This is a genomic window from Frankia torreyi, from assembly GCF_000948395.1.
Classification (GTDB): Bacteria; Actinomycetota; Actinomycetes; order Frankiales; family Frankiaceae; genus Frankia; species Frankia torreyi.
The window spans coordinates 37,387-55,287 of sequence record NZ_JYFN01000028.1 but is presented as its reverse complement, the minus strand read 5'-3'; the positions used below and the strand labels follow the sequence as shown (position 1 = coordinate 55,287).

At 72.0% G+C, this 17,901-nt stretch carries 11 protein-coding genes and 2 pseudogenes; 6 read left to right on the top strand and 7 right to left on the bottom strand.

Going from position 1 to position 17,901, the window contains the following annotated elements:
* Positions 1 to 185: 185 nt before the first annotated feature.
* Together FF36_RS17790 and FF36_RS17785 are read right to left on the bottom strand one after the other, a co-directional pair.
* Complete coding sequence (locus FF36_RS17790) at positions 186 to 2,339, bottom strand: serine/threonine-protein kinase (RefSeq protein WP_044886219.1); 2,154 nt, start codon at positions 2,337 to 2,339, stop codon at positions 186 to 188.
* A 466-nt stretch (positions 2,340 to 2,805) separates the two neighbouring features.
* Positions 2,806 to 3,513, bottom strand: a complete 708-nt coding sequence (locus tag FF36_RS17785; protein WP_044886218.1) for an IclR family transcriptional regulator — start codon at positions 3,511 to 3,513, stop codon at positions 2,806 to 2,808.
* Between the two features lie 161 nt (positions 3,514 to 3,674).
* Here FF36_RS17785 and leuC point away from each other — a divergent pair, with 161 nt between their 5' ends.
* From leuC to FF36_RS17770, 3 genes are all read left to right on the top strand, one after another.
* Positions 3,675 to 5,072, top strand: a complete 1,398-nt coding sequence (leuC, locus tag FF36_RS17780; protein ID WP_044886217.1) for a 3-isopropylmalate dehydratase large subunit — start codon at positions 3,675 to 3,677, stop codon at positions 5,070 to 5,072.
* A gap of 102 nt (positions 5,073 to 5,174) precedes the next feature.
* Entirely contained in the window at positions 5,175 to 5,762 is a 588-nt protein-coding gene (leuD, locus tag FF36_RS17775) for a 3-isopropylmalate dehydratase small subunit (protein ID WP_044886254.1), read from the top strand.
* A gap of 522 nt (positions 5,763 to 6,284) precedes the next feature.
* Complete coding sequence (locus FF36_RS17770) at positions 6,285 to 6,569, top strand: HU family DNA-binding protein (protein ID WP_009742300.1); 285 nt, start codon at positions 6,285 to 6,287, stop codon at positions 6,567 to 6,569.
* A gap of 20 nt (positions 6,570 to 6,589) precedes the next feature.
* Here the strand turns inward: FF36_RS17770 and FF36_RS38270 are convergent.
* A pseudogene (locus FF36_RS38270) lies at positions 6,590 to 7,082 on the bottom strand (RNA degradosome polyphosphate kinase); the annotation flags it as partial.
* 1 nt (position 7,083) lies between these two features.
* On the bottom strand, positions 7,084 to 8,788 hold a 1,705-nt coding region (gene ppk1 / locus FF36_RS17765; RefSeq protein ID WP_242422585.1), incomplete at its 3' end, for a polyphosphate kinase 1.
* A gap of 350 nt (positions 8,789 to 9,138) precedes the next feature.
* Between ppk1 and FF36_RS17760 the strand changes: the two are divergent.
* Both FF36_RS17760 and FF36_RS17755 read left to right on the top strand, forming a co-directional pair.
* Positions 9,139 to 10,096: pseudogene (locus tag FF36_RS17760) on the top strand (transglutaminase family protein); the annotation flags it as partial.
* 350 nt (positions 10,097 to 10,446) lie between these two features.
* Positions 10,447 to 12,972, top strand: coding sequence for a putative bifunctional diguanylate cyclase/phosphodiesterase (locus tag FF36_RS17755; RefSeq protein ID WP_044886215.1), 2,526 nt, complete (start codon positions 10,447 to 10,449; stop codon positions 12,970 to 12,972).
* A 46-nt stretch (positions 12,973 to 13,018) separates the two neighbouring features.
* On the opposite strand, the gene cofC is transcribed toward FF36_RS17755, so the two are convergent.
* Positions 13,019 to 13,771, bottom strand: coding sequence for a 2-phospho-L-lactate guanylyltransferase (gene cofC, locus FF36_RS17750; RefSeq protein ID WP_044886214.1), 753 nt, complete (start codon positions 13,769 to 13,771; stop codon positions 13,019 to 13,021).
* A 541-nt stretch (positions 13,772 to 14,312) separates the two neighbouring features.
* Here cofC and FF36_RS17745 point away from each other — a divergent pair.
* Positions 14,313 to 15,323: an NAD(P)H-dependent glycerol-3-phosphate dehydrogenase gene (locus FF36_RS17745; RefSeq protein ID WP_173667343.1), complete on the top strand. Its 1,011-nt coding sequence runs from the start codon at positions 14,313 to 14,315 to the stop codon at positions 15,321 to 15,323.
* Positions 15,324 to 15,538: 215 nt separating this feature from the next.
* On the opposite strand, the gene murA is transcribed toward FF36_RS17745, so the two are convergent.
* Complete coding sequence (murA, locus tag FF36_RS17740; RefSeq protein ID WP_044886213.1) at positions 15,539 to 16,945, bottom strand: UDP-N-acetylglucosamine 1-carboxyvinyltransferase; 1,407 nt, start codon at positions 16,943 to 16,945, stop codon at positions 15,539 to 15,541.
* A gap of 101 nt (positions 16,946 to 17,046) precedes the next feature.
* Positions 17,047 to 17,871 carry a bifunctional hydroxymethylpyrimidine kinase/phosphomethylpyrimidine kinase gene (gene thiD, locus FF36_RS17735; protein ID WP_199865428.1) on the bottom strand — a complete coding sequence of 275 codons (825 nt, stop codon included), beginning with the start codon at positions 17,869 to 17,871 and terminating at the stop codon, positions 17,047 to 17,049.
* Between the last annotated feature and the right edge of the window lie 30 nt (positions 17,872 to 17,901).

The following is a 17,901-nucleotide window of genomic DNA, read 5'->3' as shown; positions in this document are numbered from 1 at the left end:
TGGTGGGGATGAGAGGCGAGAGCCGGAATCCGTCCGGCGTATCTGACTACGCCGCGCGGGGCGGCACCGCGGCAGCGACTCCCCGCCGCACGCGGGGCGGGAGTCGCTGCCGCGACGGGAATCGGGCGGGGCCCGGCCGAGACGGGGCGGGGCCCCGCCCGACCGCGTCAGGCCTTCGTGCCGCGTCAGGCCTTCGTGGCCGTCGTGGGAGCTGTCGACGGGGTAGGTGCGGGCGCGGGCGTCGTCGGGGCCGGTGCCGGCTTGGTGCAGGTCACCGTCAGCGTCACAGTGGTGGAGTGCCGCGGGCGCTGCCCCGTGGGCGAGTACCCGGAGATCTTGCTCGTCTCACCGTTGGCGCACGCCCCGTTGACCGCAGTGGAGGTGAAGCCGGCCCAGTAGAGCTGCCACTTGCCGTCCGACTCCGACATCCCGTTGACGTTCGGGACCTGGGCGCAGTCCTCGACCTGCAGGCTGATGGCCGTGGTCCGGGCGACCTTGCCGGTCTTCGGGGACTGGTGGGCGACGTTGTCGGCCTTGCCGGTGTTGTAGCAGCCGAAGGTCTTGTTGACGTTCGTGAAACCGGCGGACTTCAGCGTGTTCACCGCCGTGTCGGCCGCGCTGCCCTCGGTGTTGGGGACCGTCACCGTGCCGTCGTCGGTCGGCGAGGGCGAGGGGCTGCTGCCCGCGGTCGGGCTGCTGGCCGGGGTCGTGGCCGCGGCGGAGGCGCCGGCTGACGGGTGCGCGCCGGGCGCGGGGGAGCCCTTCGCCCCGGGCCGGCCGGCGACCGCCCCGGGGGCACTTCCATCGACGCCGATCGCGATGCCGGGTGCCCCGGCACCGGGAGAGCCGGCGGCCGGGTTGCCCGCGCTCGGATCGGCCGAGGACTCGGCGGCGCGGTCGGCGGACAGCGCCGTGTTGGTGCTGCCGCCGGAGGCGAGCGCCCAGCCCCCGGCCCCGGCGACGAGGGCGACGACGAGACCGGCACCGGCCGCGATCCGGGTGCGCCGGCGGCGGTCGGCCGCCGCCCGCGACCCGCCCCCGGCGTTGCCACCGGCCGCGCCGGGCTGCTTGCTGGCCGGGATTGCCGACATGACCGTGTTCGTGTCGGCGGCCGGGCCACCGGAGCGGGCGGGGACACGCACCGCGGGGCTCATCCCGGTCGGCGCGTCGCTGTCCCAACCGCCGCGACCGCCGCTCTGGGCGCTGGTCACCGGGGCGATACGAGTGTGCTCGGGATCGCCGCCGTCCCAGCCGTTGACCTTCGTCGCGGCGGCGGTCAGGCTGCCCGCGATCTGGGTATGTTCGAGGTCGTTCCAGCCACCGGTGCCCGCCGCGGCCCCGACGGCCGCCGCGGCGGCTGCGGGCCGGACCACCCGCTGGGTGCCGGCCGGCGCTGCCGGCCGTTCGCCGACCCGCCGGTGATAGGCGCCGGTCGGGGCCGCTTCGTCGGGGAGCTCGCCGGGTCCCGAGCTCTTCGCGCCGCCGCGCCGGTCGCGCTCCTCGGCGGCGCCGGCGGCGCCGCGCAGGCCTACCTCGAGCGCGTCGCTGAGGTCGTCGGCCGCGTCGGCAGCGCTCGCCGGCCGTCGCCGCGGGGACTTGGCGAGCATGCCGACGAGCACGTCCCACACCGGCGCCGGCACGCCGGCGATGGGCTGCGGGTCGTCCTCCCGGTGCGCCCTCAGCAGTTCCGCGGGATTCGTCGAGTCGAATGGCGGCGATCCGGCGAGGAGCTCGTAGAGCACCACCCCCGCCGAGTAGACGTCGGCGGCGGGGGTCGGGGGGGCGCCGGTGCCGAGCTCGGGCGCCATGTAGAGGGGGGTGCCGATCGGCCCGGTCGCGCTGACGCGGGACGGCGTGCTGATCATGCGGGCAATGCCGAAGTCGGTGAGGCGGACGATCGGGCGGTCGGGCTGGGACGTGTCGATGAGAATGTTCTCGGGCTTGACGTCCCGGTGGACGATCCCGGCGGCGTGCACGCTGTCGAGCGCCCAGAGGGTACCGATCGCCAGCCGGACCGCCTCCTGGGCGGGCCGTGGGCCGAACTCACGCAGGTGCGCCCGCAGGTCATGGCCTTCGACGAGATCCATCACGATGGCCAGCGCGTCCGGCTCGTTGACGAGGTCGCGGACGGCGACCAGATCGGGGCTGTCGAGATCCACGAGGAGATCCCACTCCCGCAGGAACCGCTCGACGATCTCCGGATCGCTCGCGAGCTCGGGACGCAGCACCTTGATCGCCACCGCGGCGTCGTCCTGGACCCGGACACCTCGCCAGACCTGGCCGGTCGTACCCTGCCCGAGCAGCTCGTGCAGCACGTACCGCGAACCCAGTTTGCGCACCGCGCCCTGTCCCTCCTTGGCGCCGCACGAGGCGGCCGAACCTACGGCGGCGCCGCCGCGGGCGACGACCGCCCGGCCATGCGGAACCCGAAGAGTCCTCCGGACGGGCGCCCCCAGTGCGCGGGCGACCTATATCGCTTGCTCGCTGGATGGCAATGACCCCACTGGGTCATCCGGCCTACGTCTCCGATCATCCGAGACGGACGACTCGAACAGGCTACGACGGCGGAAGGACACTCCCTGCGGCGGGGGAGACCCGCGCCACCGGGACGCCGGAACGGACCCGGCGGGCGTAGTCCGTGCTCCGTTCAGTTGTGGGGCCCGATCGGGGCATCCGCAATCTCGAGAAAGCCGGGACAAGCGGGGAAAACGTGTCTGCGTGGTCACGCCGGCCGCACGCAGGGCCCGACCGGACCGGCAAGCCGGCCGATCTCCGGTGGCCTGGGGTTGACGGCAAGTGGATCCTTCAGTCGACGGCCGATGTCGACAGCCGCGCCGCCGCGGCGAGTACGGCCAACCCGTGCCGGCGCCCGGGTGATCGGGTCAGGCGCTCCAGCGGGCCGGACAGCGACACCGCCGCGATCACCGTTCCGGATTCCCCGCGCACGGGGGCGGACACCGAGGCCAGACCGGTCTCCCGCTCGCCGATGCTCTCGGCCCAGCCGCGCTCGCGCACCAGGGCGAGCGTGCCGCTGTCGAACGGTGCGGCGGCGAGTAGCTCGGGGTCGGGATGATCCGCGAACGCGAGGAGGACCTGGGCCCCGGACCCCGCCGTCATCGGCAGCGCGGCGCCGACCGGAACCGTGTCGCGCAGGCCGCTCGCCCGCTCGGAGGCGGCCACACACAGCCGCAGGGCGCCGCGTCGGACGTAGAGCTGGGTGCTCTCCCCGGTGACATCGCGCAGTTCGGTCAGGATCCTGTCGGCCCGGTCGAGCACATCCCAGGGCAGCGGGGTGGCCACCCCGGCCGCCAGCCGCGGGCCGGGGACGAACCGGCCGGCGCCGTCCCGCCCGACGAGGCGGTGAATCTCGAGCGCACTGGCCAGACGGTGCGCGGTCGCCCGGGTGAGCCCGGTCCGAGCCACCAGGTCGGCGAGGGAGGCTGGCCCCTGCTCCACGGCGGCCAGGACGAGGGCAGCTTTGTCCAGGACCCCGACTCCGCTAAGCTGTTTCATAAGCTGATACTGCCATCCCACATAATGGGATCATAGTGAGATGGTGGCGGGATGGCAAGATCGGGCAAATGGCGCGGCACCGAGTCGTGGCACGACCCCGAACTCAGGACTGTCGGATGACCGCGCGGGCTGCTCGCCCGGCGCAGGAGGGGAGTGGGGCCATGGGGCGCACACTCGCGGAGAAGGTCTGGGACGCCCACGTGGTGCGGCGCGCCGACGGTGAACCGGATCTGCTCTATATCGATCTGCACCTCGTGCACGAGGTCACCTCGCCGCAGGCGTTCGAGGCGCTGCGGCTGGCCGGCCGGCCGGTGCGTCGCCCCGACCTGACCCTCGCCACCGAGGACCACAACGTGCCGACCACGAACACGCTGGCGCCGATTGCGGATCCGATCTCCGCAGCCCAGGTCGAGGCGCTGCGCAAGAACTGCGCGGAGTTCGGGGTGCGGCTGTACCCGATGAACGACCCCGGTCAGGGCATCGTCCACGTCGTCGGCCCGCAGCTCGGGCTGTCCCAGCCGGGCATGACGATCGTGTGCGGCGACAGCCACACCTCCACCCACGGCGCGTTCGGGGCGCTGGCCTTCGGCATCGGCACCAGCCAGGTCGAGCATGTGCTCGCGACCCAGACGCTGCCGCAGCGCCGGCCGAAGACGATGGCGGTCACGGTCGACGGCGACCTGCCGGCCGGCGTCACCGCGAAGGACCTCATCCTGGCGATCATCGCCCGGATCGGCACCGGCGGCGGCGCCGGGCACGTCATCGAGTACCGCGGTGCGGCGGTCCGGGGCCTGTCGATGGAGGGCCGGATGACCGTCTGCAACATGTCCATCGAGGCCGGGGCGCGGGCGGGGATGATCGCTCCCGACGACACGACGTTCGAGTACCTCGCCGGTCGGGCGCACGCCGCCACCGGACCGGACTGGGACGAGGCCGTGGCCTACTGGCGCACGCTGGCCTCGGACGACGACGCCGTGTTCGACCGAGAGGTCGTCATCGACGCCGCGAGCCTCACCCCGTACGTGACCTGGGGGACCAACCCGGGCCAGGCAGCGCCGCTGGATTCGCTGATCCCCACGCCCGGCGACTACGCGGACCCGGCCGCGCGGGCCTCCGCCGAGCGCGCGCTGACCTACATGGGACTCACGGCGGGCACACCGTTGTCCGAGGTGACCGTCGACACGGTGTTCATCGGCTCCTGCACCAACGGTCGACTCAGTGACCTGCGGGCCGCGGCCGACGTGCTGCGGGGCCGGCGGGTGGCCGACGGCGTCCGGGCCCTGGTCGTCCCGGGGTCGATGCAGGTCAAGGCGGAGGCCGAGGCGGAGGGGCTGGACGAGGTCTTCCGGGCCGCCGGAGCGGAGTGGCGCAGCGCCGGCTGCTCGATGTGCCTCGGGATGAACCCGGACACGCTGCGCCCGGGGGAGCGCAGCGCCTCCACGTCGAACCGGAACTTCGAGGGACGCCAGGGCCCCGGCGGGCGGACCCACCTCGTCTCTCCGGCAGTCGCCGCCGCCACCGCGGTCACCGGTCAGCTCACCGCCCCGGCGCAGTTGTAGGCCGGGCCCATGCGGTCGCCGCTCGGCGTCGAACCGGCGGGTGCCCGCGACCGCGACCGCCATCCTGATCACGACATCGTCCAGAGGGGAGCGTTTCCGGCGATGGAGGCGTTCACGATTCACACCGGTCGGGCCGTGCCGCTGCGGCGCAGCGACGTCGACACCGACCAGATCATTCCGAGCGAGTGGCTCAAGCGCATCGAGCGCACCGGGTTCGGCGCCGGCCTGTTCTCCGAGTGGCGGGCCGACGAGGGCTTCGTGCTCAACAACCCGGCCTACGCCGAGGCGTCGATCCTGGTCGCGGGCCCCGACTTCGGCACCGGCTCGTCGCGTGAGCATGCCGTCTGGGCGCTGCAGGACTATGGCTTCCGGGCGGTGATCTCGCCCCGGTTCGCCGACATCTTCCGGGGCAACGCGCTCGGTAACGGGCTGTTGCCGGTGCAGCTGCCGGCGGGGACGGTCGAGGCCCTGCAGACGGCCGTGGAGCAGGACCCGACCGTCGAGATCACCGTCGATCTGGCCGCTCGCGAGGTTCGGGGAGCCGGCCTGGTGGCCCCGTTCGAGCTCGACGACTTCACCCGCTGGCGGCTGATGGAGGGGCTCGACGACGTGGGCCTGACCCTGCGGCACGAGGAGCTGATCACCGGCTTCGAGGCGACCCGGCCGGGCTGGCTGCCCTCAGCGGTGTAGCGCCCGCGCGCGGGCGTCCCAACGTCGGCGGTGGCTCCGGCCGCGGATCCCGCTCCGACCGGGTGGAGGCCTGCGGCACAGACGATTCGGCCTCTCCACTCGACCGTCGGCCCCGATGTGACGAAATTAACATCGGGGCCGATGTGTGGGCAGGTCTGCTCTAGTGGTCGGTCGACTACCGACCGGCGCCGACCCGTTCGCCATCGCCTGCGGCGTTTGGTTGATTACGTAGCAGAGCTGATCCCGCGCTCGCGGAGGCGGCCGGCCACCAAAGCGTGACATTGCGCCCAAAAAAACAGACGCCTCTCGCTACTCAACGTGATGAATCTACCGGATGCTGCGCGCTGGCCGTACAGCACGCATCCCGTCGCCCACCGGCTCGAACCCGTTGACGTGCGGGTTTGTGTGACGCGACACGGTCGCGGGAATTGCCCTCGACAGTGGAGATGCCTACGGTGCAGCGCAGTGTGATGCCCGATCTGCTCCCCACCCCGCGCCTGCGGGGGGCGTCCGGAGGTTGTTGTGAACAAGTCCCAGTTGGTTGACCGCATCGCCCAGCAGATCGAAGGCGGACGGTCGAATGCCACCAAAGCCGTCGACGCCGTGTTCGACGCCATTCAGGAGGCCGTCGCCAGCGGCGAGAAGGTGACCATCACCGGATTCGGCGTGTTCGAGCGGGTCGAGCGGGCCGCGCGCACCGGGCGCAACCCGGCGACGGGCGAGCCCGTGCACGTCGCGGCCTCGGTGGTGCCGAAGTTCCGGCCCGGCTCCGAGTTCAAGTCGAGCGTCTCGGCGAGCGGCGACTGATCCACGGTGCGGGCGCCGGGTTACCGGTGCCCGCGCCGCATGGCCTCGGCCATGAGGTCGTGTTGGTAGTCCGACAGCCGGACGTCGTCCGGTCCGGCCGTCCGCCGTTCCCACCGGCCGTCGGACTGCAACACCCACCCGGACACCTCGTCGGAGAAGGCGTGATCGAGGATGCGGCGCACGGTGTCGCGGCGCTCCGGATGCGGCACCCGGACGAGTGCCTCGATCCGCCGGTCCAGGTTGCGATGCATCATGTCGGCACTTCCGATCCAGAACTCGTCCGAGGACGCGAACTCCAGGACCCGGCTGTGCTCGAGGAAGCGGCCGAGGATCGACCGGACGTGCACCGTCTCCGACAGACCCGGTACGCCGGGCCGTAGGGCGCAGATTCCCCGCACCAGGCAGTGCACGGGAACTCCCACCATGGACGCGCGGTAGAGCGCGTCGATCACCTGCTCGTCGACCAGGCTGTTGACCTTGAGACGGATGCCGCACGGACGGCCCTCCTGGGCCNCCCGCGCCTCCGCGGAGATGCGCTGCAGGATCCCGTCACGCATGTGCTGCGGAGCGACCAGCAGCGAGCGGTACTCGGTCTGCCGGCTGTACCCGGTGAGCACGTTGAACAGATCGGTGAGGTCGGCGCCCACCTCCGGATCGGCGGTGAGCAGCCCGAGGTCCTCGTAGAGCCGCGCGGTCTTGGGGTTGTAGTTGCCGGTGCCCACATGGCAGTACCGGCGCAGCCCGCCGCGCTCCTGCCGGACGACGAGGCAGGTCTTGCAGTGGGTCTTCAATCCGATCAGGCCGTAGACGACGTGGCAACCGGCCCGCTCCAGCTCGCGCGCCCAGCGGATGTTGGCGCTCTCGTCGAACCGCGCCTTGATCTCGACCAGCACGACGACCTGCTTGCCCGCCTCGGCCGCCGAGACGAGAGCGTCCACGATCGGGGAGTCGCCGGACGTGCGATAGAGCGTCTGCTTGATGGCGAGGACGTGCGGATCGGCGGCAGCCTGTTCGATGAACCGTTGCACCGAGGTCGTGAACGAGTCGTACGGATGGTGGACGAGGACGTCACCCTCGCGCAGCACGCTGAAGAAGTCGGGCGTCTCCCCCTCTTCGGTGATCAGTCGAGGATGGGTGATCGGAACCCGCGGCGCGTCCTTCAGTTCCGGCCGGTCGAGGTCGTACAGGGCCCACAGGGCCGACAGGTCCAGCATCCCCGCGACCCGGTGCACCTCCCGCTCGGTGACCTCGAGCTCGCGCATGAGGAGCGCCAACAGGTCGGAATCGATGTCGTCGTCGACCTCCAGCCGGACGGCGGGACCGAAGCGTCGGCGGGCCAGCTCCCGTTCCAGGGCCTGCAGCAGATCCTCCGCCTCGTCCTCCTCGACCTCGAGGTCGGCGTTGCGGGTGACCCGGAACAGGTGGGAGTTGATCACCTCCATGCCCGGGAAAAGCTGGTCGAGGTGCGCGGCGATCACCTCTTCGAGTGGCACGAAGCAGGCGCTCTCCGCCTGCGTCGGGCCGTCCGCGGGGAAGTCCCCGGCCGGATCCACTGCGACGGGGACCAGCCGCGGCACGTTCTGCGGCACCTTCACCCGGGCGAAGTGGTCGATCTCCCCGCCCGGCTCGCGGACCTGCACGGCGAGGTTGAGCGAAAGGCCGCTGATGTAGGGGAACGGATGCGCCGGGTCGACCGCGAGCGGGGTGAGCACCGGGAAGATCTGCTCGTGGAAGTAGTCATGCAGGTGTTCCCGCTGGGCCTCGCTGAGCTGGGACCAGAACCGGATACTGATCCCTGCGTGCGCCAGCGACGGCACGACCTCGTCGGTGAAGCAGCGCGAGTGCCGCTCCGTCAGCTGCGCGGTGGCCCGGCTGACGAGGTCGAGCTGCTCCCGTGCACTCAGGCCGTCGGCCGAGCGGACCGCGAGTCCGGTGGCCTCACGCCGCATCAGACCGGCGACCCGGACCATGTAGAACTCGTCGAGGTTGCTGGCGAAGATCGCCAGGAACTTGGCACGCTCCAACAACGGCGTGGAGACGTCCTCCGCGAGCGCCAGCACCCGGGCGTTGAAATCGAGCCAGGAGGTCTCGCGGTTGATGAACCGATCGGCCGGCAGATCTGACGGCGCGGGCGGACGGGGCGCCTCCAGAGGTTCGAGCAGGCCGCTGCGGGCCTTGCGCTGAGGCTGTTCGGGACGGGTCGCCACCAGCTCGCTCATGCCTGTAGATGGTGCCAGCCGCCGGTGAACTCGGCAGCGCGGGACGATGTCCGGATACGGCGGTGCCGATGACGCATCGGCGGCATCATGGCGGGCCACCGGTTCGATCCGTGCCCGTTGTAGTGGGTTGGTCGCCCCCAGATGATCGCTTGCCGGGTCCGGGACCCGCAGTTAACGGCATGGAAACAGGCAAAGGCGACGATCGGCAGTGTGATGGAAACATCCGTCGTCGACCGGTCGTTCTTCCTAGGATCGGTCCTTATGGCTGTTCCCCGGTCAAGTGGGCACTGTGTGTCTGATATCACACTATTTGGCGGGCCGGTGCTGGGGCGGGGAGACCTCCGGTGAGGATGTCGGATCCGCTCGAACCCGGCGGGGCAGCGACGCTGCCGCAACCCTCGACGGTGTCCGGGGGTGATCTGCCCGGGGGGGACCAGTCGGGGGTGGCTGCCGTCAACCTGACCGACCTGCCGGCCGGCACACGGGTGACGTATCGGGTTGCGCAGCGCTTCCGGTACACCTACGACGGCGACGCCACCGACCTGGTGCACCGACTCGTCGTGGTCCCGCCCAATCGGCATGGCGACCAGACCGTCCGTGACGCCCGGCTGGTGGTCTCCTCCGACGCGGCCCGCACCACCTGGCGACGTGGCGCCGACGGGACGCGAAGTGCGGTGGTGCGCCTCGACCGGGTGCCGCCCCGGCTTGACTTCGATGTGACCGTGACGATCGACCGGATCGTCGGGGGTGCCCGGCCATGGCTGCGAGCCACGGCGTTGGCCGGCCGTCGGCTCCTCGACGCCACCCCGCTGACTGTGCCGGACGCGGCGCTCACCGCGGCTGCCCGCGCCCTGGCCACCGACGATCCAGTGGCGACGGCACGCCGGTTCTGCGGCTGGGTGCACAGCCGAATTCGGTATGTCCCCGGCAGCACGGATGTGACGACCACCGCGGCCCAGGCCCTCGCCGGCGGTTCGGGGGTCTGCCAGGACCAGGCGCACGTGATGCTCGCCCTGTGTCGCGCGGCGGGGCTGCCCGCCCGCTACGTGTCCGGGCATCTCGTCGGGGACGGCCCGTCACACGCCTGGGTGGAGGTCGTCATGAGCGGTGGGGTGGCCGATGGCGTTCCCCGGACCGGCACGGGAGCAGGGGTAGGGGCGGCGGCCGGCGCGGCCGGCTGGGAACCCGGCGCCCTCGCCGTCGCCTACGATCCCTGCCACGACCGGCTCGCGGATCTCCGCTACGTGACGGTCGCGGTCGGCCGCGACTACTCCGACGTCGCGCCGACGTCCGGCTGGTACACCGGAGNGGGGNGGGGGNCCCTGACCGCCAGTCAGCGGGTCACCGTCGTCGACGTTCAGTCCACGCCGTGATCTCCCCGTCGGGGTGCGACCCTTCCATGGGGTGAGCGTCCTCGCGGGTTGCCGCCCCCGAGTGGGGTCGGGCCGTGACGGTCGACATGGTGGACGCCCGAGAAGACCGCGCGGCACGCGAGGCATCTATCTACTCTTTGTGATAGGGCGATCACGCGCTACGTTGACGATGGGCGCCCACGCGCTTGTCAATGACATGCGGTGATTTGATCGGCCGTTTCCGTCGCTCCATCAGGATCCTTTGTCCCAGGCGGCCGGCGCACGGGGAGGAGGGCGGGACGGGGGATGCTCGTCGACGCCGCCGCAATCGCTTCCGGCCTGACCGCGACGCTGAGCTGCGCGTGGGCCGGACGCCGGCTCGGCCGGCCCCGTGGCCGCTGGCTGGTCTGGCTGTCGTTCGCGCTGACCGCCTGGACCGTGGGGCAGACGGCCTGGACGCTGCACCGCTGGGATCGGTTCGCCACCGACCGCCCGACGGTCGCGGACGTCGGGTACCTCGCCGACGCCGGGCAGCTCGCCATGCCCGTCCTGGCCCTCGCCGCTCTCGCCGCGGTACCGGCGAGCCGGGTGCGGCGTTCCCGGGCCCGATGCACGCTGCTCGGCTCCTCGAACTCGATCTCGATCTCGATCTCGGCCTCGGCCTCGGCCTCGACCTCGGCCGGAGGACTGGGCGAGGTGGGCTGGCCCGCCGGCGGAGGCTCGCGGCTGGGCCGCCTCGACGACGGCCTGCGGACTGCGGGCGTGCCCAGCGGTGCGGGTGGCGGTGCTGGCGGGGGGTCCCGGTTGACCGGCGGGCTCGTCGGCGTGCCGGCCACGGCTCTGGACGAGATCATCCTTGGCGGTTCGCTGTTCCTGCTCACCTGGTCGGGCATCCTGGCCGGCCTCGGCGAGGCCGATGTCGCCGATGTTGGCGGGGGTGAAAGCGGCGTCGGGGTGGTGCGACACCTGATAACGGTCGCGCACCCGATCGTCGTCCTCGTCCTGGCGCTCGCGGTCCTGCACGTCGCGGGCTTCCGCCAGCCGGTCGACCTGCCGGCCGTCGCCGCGGCCGGGACCGGCCTGGTGTGCCTGGCAGTGGTCGGAGACTGGTGCACGCAGGTCGGCGGCGATGCCGGCCGGCTGGGTAGATCGTGGGCGGGTCTTGGTGCGGTGGTCGGCGCCTTGCTCGTCGTCCTGGCGGCGTGGCGAGCGGGTTGGGTGGCCGACGGGAATCGGGCGGCCCGGGATGGGCCACGCGGCGACCTCGTCGGCTGGCTGCGGCTCGCGGTGCCCTATGTTCCCGCCGCCGGCGTCGCCGCGCTGATGCTCGACCGATCGCGGGCAGGCGTCGTGCTCGATCCGGTCGAGATCGTGGTCGGCTCGACTCTGATCGCCGCGGTCCTCGTCCGGCAGATGGTCACCCTGCGAGCGAGCCAGCGGCTGGTGGCGCTGGTCGGGAACGCCGAGCGCGAGGTGCGGTACTGGACGTCACACGATCCGCTCACCGAGCTCGCCAACCGCACGCTGTTCCACCAGCGGCTGACCGATGCCCTCGCCGCCAGCCGCCGCGACGGTCGGGACGTCGCCGTCCTGTACTGCGACCTCGACGACTTCCGCATCATCAACGACAGCCTCGGCCATGCCGCCGGGGACCATCTGCTGCGTACCGTCGGCCAGCGTCTGCGACACTGCGTGCGCGCCACGGACACCGTCGCGCGGCTGGGTTCCGACGAGTTCGCCGTGCTGCTCGACGGGGGGCGGGAGCTGCCCGAGACGGTCGCCGAACGGGTGCTCGCGGCCCTGCGCCAACCCGTGTCGGTGGGCGGCCATCACTGGCCCGTGCGGGGCAGCGTGGGGCTGGTTGTGGCCGGCCGTACCCAGGAGACGACGGAGGCCCTGCTGCGCCGGGCCGACACGGCCGTGCACGCGGCGAAGCGGACGGGCAAGAACCGCCTGGTCGTCTATCGGCCCGGGTCGTGCGCCACTCCCGGCACCCATCTCGTCGCCGGCACCCATCTCGCCGACGCACTGGCCACCGCGCTGCGTCGGGGCGGCCGATCGGCCGGATTCGACGTCCACTACCAGCCCATCGTGCGCCTGCGCGACCGCAGACCCGTCGCCTTGGAGGCGCTCGCCCGGTGGACGGCACCGGGCCGCGGGCCGGTGCCGCCCGGCACCTTCGTCGCCGCCGCGGAGAACGGCGGCATCGTCGGCGCGCTGGACGACATGATCCTCACCCAGGCCTGCGCGGAGATAGCGGTGGCCTACCCGGACTCCACGTTGCGCCTGCACGTGAACGTCTCGGCCAGCAGGGTCGCCGACACGACCCTGCTCGACAGCGTCGCCCGCGCGCTCGCCGCCAGTCGCTTCGATCCCCGGCGCCTGGTCGTCGAGATCACCGAGACGAGCCGGATCGACGACCTGCATGGTGCGCGCGAGGTGCTCGACGAGGTGCGTGCGCTGGGCGTCGCCGTCGCTCTGGACGACGTCGGCGCGGGCAACAGCACGCTCGCCGCGATGCACCTGCTTCCTGTGGACGTCGTGAAGCTGGATCGGACTCTGCTGGAACCGCCGCAGGACGGGGGCCGGGCTGCGGCGATGCGCCGTTCCATGATTGTTCTTGCGCATGCGCTCGGCGCCGTCGTCGTCGCCGAGGGCATCGAGCATGAGGGGCAGATCGCCGAGCTGGAGGAACTTGGGTGCGAGCTGGGTCAGGGATACCTCTTCGCGCGGCCGGGTCCGCTGCCGCTTCCGCAGATCCGGCCGTGGCCCCCCTCCGGCGGCCGGCTGCCGGCCGCCGAGCCGGCTCGAGGGGCGGACCCCGCCGCCTGACGACGCCGCCTGGGCGGCGGTCCCTGCCGGCGTGCGGCGGCCCTGGTCAGGGCACCGGCGCCCGGCCAGCCAGGAGCGCCGCCGCTGTTGCGTCACCCACCCCCAGATGACGTGCCTGCGCGAGATCGTCGACGGTGTCGACGTCGCGCCGTAGCCCGGGTACCGAGGACCCGAGGGTGTCGGTCAGGTCGACGGCGCCCGAGCGACGATGCGCATCGTGGCTGAGCGGTCCGAACGACGGACCCAGCGGCGACCCGGTCGCGGCGGTGAGCAACACGGTGCCCGTGCCCGCGGCGTCGGCGAGGACCGCGCGGCGATGGTCGCCGGCGGCCGCCAGGGCCTGGTGCAGCTCCGCGGTCCGCAGCGCCGGCAGATCCCCGGACAGGGCCGCCAGCGGACGCCCGGGCCAGCGGCCCGCGGCAAGCTCTGCGCCGTGCGCCAGGGCCGGGTTGAGGCCCTGGCCGGGGGTGTCCGGAACAATGACGAGGCGGGCCCGCTCCTGCGTCGACAGTGCGAGGGCCGGCGCCCGACCCGCTTCGTGCCCGGCGCTGATGTCACCCTGGTCCCGCAACCGCGACAGCGCCCGACGGACCGTCTGATCATTGGTCACGATCACCACGGCGCCGACGAGGTCGGTTGCCGAGGCGAGCACGGCCGTCACCGTGTCAAGGGCCATTGCGAGCGCCAGCAGGCTACGGTCCGGCCGGTCCAGCCGGCTCTTCGCCCGCGCCAGGTTCTTGAGCGGCAGAAGGACCGTCCAGGACGCCCCGCCTCGTGGGAGCCACACGAAGGTGACCATAGGCCATGACGCCGTGTGGCGTCGCGAGCCGGATGCCCCGATCCGGTCGATGGCCAGCGGTGGCAGGGGCGCATTGCGCGAGAGTCGGCCAACGCCGCACCTTGGTCGTGGGGTGAGCGTCGTCCGCGCGCGTATCCCCAGTGTCTGCCTCCGGTCGCTGCCCGCGTTGATCGTGCGGGTGGCGGGCGCGACTGTTCGCGCAGCGTGCCCTCTCGGCGATGGAGTCGTGGGAATCTCCCTGGTGGGTGGCAACGTCGCTGGTGAGCGCCGCATCCTGCGTGATGCCCGCCAGAGCGGCGTCTACGGTCGAGTGTGAGGACGCGGTGGGCACGCCATCGCGCAGCGTCGGGGTGCTCGCCGCACCGGACGTCGACGCCGGTCCCGTGACCCATCCGGAGGGAACCATTACCGCCGATTCCAACAGCCGGTCCGAGGATGCCGCGAGCGGTGTCGCAGCCCCGCCCCTGACCCCGGCCCGACCCGGCGGGGCCCGCGTCGGCGCGACCGAGGGCGGTCGTCGCGCTGCTCCCGGGAGGACGAGGTGAGGCGGGTGGCGGTGCTGACCGCCGGATCGTGGGGGACCGTCTTCGCGAAGGTCCTCGCGGACGCGGGCGCCCGGGTCGACCTCGTCGCCCGGGACCCGGAAGTCATCCGCTCGATCAACAACCGGCATGTCAACCCCCGTTACCTGCCCTCGGTCCAGCTCCCCGACCGGATCCGGGCGACGTCCGATCCGGGCGGCGCGTTGGCGGGCGCTGAGCTCGTGGTGCTGGCCGTTCCCTCCCAGGCGCTGCGTTCGGTGCTCGCCCGCTGGGTGCCGCGGATCGCACCCGACGCTATCTACGTCAGTCTGATGAAAGGGGTCGAGGCGGGTAGCCGGCTGCGCATGAGCCAGGTCATCGCCGAGGTCGCCGGAGTGACGCCCGACCGGATAGCGGTCGTCAGCGGCCCGAACCTGGCCCATGAGATCGCCGCCGAACATCCGGCGGCGACCGTGGTCGCCAGCACCTCGACCCGGACGGCGCAAGTCGTCCAGGCTGCCTGCTGGACCCCCTACTTCCGGCCCTACACCAACCATGATGTGACGGGATGCGAGCTTGGCGGCGCGGTGAAGAACGTCATCGCCCTTGCCGCGGGAATGCTCGAGGGCATGGGCTTCGGTACCAACAGCCTCGCCTCCCTGATCACCCGGGGTCTGGCCGAGACTGCGCGGCTCGGTATCGCGCTGGGCGCGGAACCGATGACCTTCGCCGGACTGGCGGGGCTCGGCGATCTCGTGGCGACCTGTGGCTCGCCGCTGTCGCGCAACCGGACCTTCGGCGAGAAGCTGGGGCGCGGACTCAGCCTGGAGCAGGTGGAGGCGGAGCAGCGGCAGGTCGCGGAGGGGGTGCGGTCCTGCCGACCGTTGCTGGCCATGGCCGATCAGCTCGGCGTCTCGATGCCCATCACGCAACAGGTCGAGCGGGTCCTCTACGAGGGTCTGCCGCCGCTGGAGGCGGTCAAGGATCTGATGAGCCGGGAGCCGGGGCCGGAGTACCGACCACTTCGGTGACGTCGGCGCCAGACCGGAGGGGCCGGCCGCGGATGACACTCCTGCCGGCTCTGGCGTGGCTCCTGGCTCGTGGGTCTGGCGTGGCTCGTGGGTCTGGCGTGGCTCGTGGGTCTGGCGTGGCTCGTGGGTCTGGCGTGGCTCGTGGGTCTGGCGTGGCTCGTGGGTCTGGCGTGGCTCGTGGGTCTGGCGTGGCTCGTGGGTCGGCGTGGACTTGGTCAGGCGGGGGGCTCGGGTGACGGGCCGGCAGCGCGGGGGGCGGGTACCGGATCGGCGTCGACGCGGGCCCCGATCGAGCGGAGCTTGCCGACCGGGTCCTCGTACCCGCGCTCGAGGAATCTGGTCCCGCGGATGATGCTCGTTCCGTCCGCGACCAACGCGGCGAGCACGTAGGCGAAGCCCGCCCGCAGGTCGGGAATCGTAAGATCACCGCCGGTGAGGGGGGTCGGGCCGCTCACGACCGCCGAGTGCTCGAAGTCGCGGGCGGCGAACCTGCACGACTTGCCGCCGAGACACAGCGTCGACAGCGCGATGTCGGCACCCATCTCCGCGAGCTGACGAGTGTAACCGAACCGGTCCTCGTAGATCGTCTCATGGATCACCGAGGCTCCCCTGGCCTGGGTCAACAGCACCACCAGCGGCTGCTGCCAGTCAGTCATGAACCCGGGGTGCACGTCGGTCTGCACATGCGCGGCGGTGAGCGGTCGGGCTCGGAAGAACGTCATGCCACGCGGGGTCACCTCGAACTCGCCGCCGAGCCGGCGCAGGTGGTTCAGGAACGTCATCAGATGCTCCTGCCGGGCGCCGATCACCTCCACCCGTCCCCCGGTGGCCACCGCGGCGGCGGCGAACGACGCCACCTCGATCCGGTCGTGGATGGGCGCGTGCGTGGCGCCGCGCAGCGTCGCGACGCCCTGGACGACGATCGTCCGGTCGGCCTCCACGTCGACCAGGGCGCCCATCTGCTGCAGGAACAGGATGAGGTCGACGACCTCCGGTTCCACCGCGGCATTGGAAATCACCGTGGTGCCCTGCGCGCGCACCGCCGCGAGCAGCAGGTTCTCGGTCGCGCCGACGCTCGGGAACGGCAGGGCGACGTGGGTGCCGTGTAGGCCGAGGGTCTTGACCTGCACGGAACGCACCTGCTCGACGATCTCCGCACCCATCGCCCGCAGCCCGGCGAGATGGAAGTCGACAGGTCGCTTCCCGATGCGGCACCCGCCGGGGAGCGGGATCACCGCCTCGCCGACGCGGTGCAGCAGCGGACCCATCATGAGGATCGGGATGCGGTTCACCCCGGAATAGGCCTCCGACAGCGAGGCGTCGACGATCCGTTCGGTGGTGAGCCGCACCGTGTGCTCGTCGAGCCATTCCACCTGGGTGCCGAGCTCCGTGAGCATGCCCAGAACGACCTCGACCTCGGCGATCCGCGGGACCCGGGTCAGCGTGCACGGTTGAGGGGTGAGCAGGGTGGCCACGAGCAGTTTGGTGACCGAGTTCTTGGCGCCGGACGCCTCGACCGAGCCCTGCAGTGGAGCGCCGCCGCTGATGCGGTACCACCGGTGGTCCACGCCTGCCTGGGTGGCGCCTGCCTGCGTGGCCACTGCAGCACTGTTCGCCCCCACGGGCTACCTCCCACGGCGATGATGCGGATGCGTCAGGTCACATGCGGCGGGGCGATTGAACCAGACATCGCACGGGCCGGCTCGGCCCGGACCACCGCCGGCTACCTGCGGTGACGATAACCGTGATCTACCGGGCCGATCCCCGCCCCGAGGGGGAAACCGGCCGCGAGCGCGCCACTGACGTACTCCTTCGCGGCCCGAACTGCCTGCGTCGGTGAGTCTCCTCCCGCCAGCCTCGAGGCGATCGCGGAGGCCAGTGTGCAGCCGGTGCCGTGGGTGTGTCGCCGGTCCATCCGACGGCTGCGCAAGAGGATCTCCGTAGAGCCGTCGGTCAGCAGATCGACCGCGTCACCGGATAGATGACCACCCTTGATCAGCACCCAACGCGGCCCCAGCGCGAGCATCGCCGCGGCGGCCCGGGGCAGGTCGGCCTCGTCCCGCACGGCCACACCGGTCAACAGGCGGACCTCGTCCAGGTTCGGAGTCGCGATCGTCGCGCGCGGCATGAGCTCCCGGCGGACGACGTCGACCGCGTCCGGTGCGAGCAGCGGGTCGCCGTGCTTCGACACGCCCACCGGATCGACCACGACCGGTGCGGCGACGCGCTTCAGCTCCGTGGCGACCAGGGCGACGAGGGCGGCCGAGGACAGCATGCCGGTCTTGACCGCGTCGACCCCGATGTCGTCCACCACCGCCCTGATCTGGGCGCGGACCGCCTCGGGCGGTAGATCCCAGACACCATGGACGCCCAGCGAGTTCTGCGCCGTCACGGCGACGATGGCGCTCATCCCATGGACGCCGAACGCGAGCATCGTCTTGAGATCGGCCTGAATCCCCGCTCCGCCGCCCGAATCGGAGCCCGCGATGGTCAGCACCCGTGGTGGCGCCGTGGCCGGGGACGCGGCGCCGGGAGCGGGTCTGATCACGGGACGCTCCGAACCCTCATGTGTCTCCTC

Excerpts from the sequence above, each read along its gene's own strand:
- FF36_RS17785 (WP_044886218.1), bottom strand. The coding sequence starts at position 3,513 with ATGAAACAGCTTAGCGGAGTCGGGGTCCTGGACAAAGCTGCCCTCGTC.
- leuC (WP_044886217.1), top strand. The coding sequence starts at position 3,675 with ATGGGGCGCACACTCGCGGAGAAGGTCTGGGACGCCCACGTGGTGCGG.
- leuD (WP_044886254.1), top strand. The coding sequence starts at position 5,175 with ATGGAGGCGTTCACGATTCACACCGGTCGGGCCGTGCCGCTGCGGCGC.
- FF36_RS17755 (WP_044886215.1), top strand. The coding sequence starts at position 10,447 with ATGCTCGTCGACGCCGCCGCAATCGCTTCCGGCCTGACCGCGACGCTG.
- cofC (WP_044886214.1), bottom strand. The coding sequence starts at position 13,771 with ATGGTCACCTTCGTGTGGCTCCCACGAGGCGGGGCGTCCTGGACGGTC.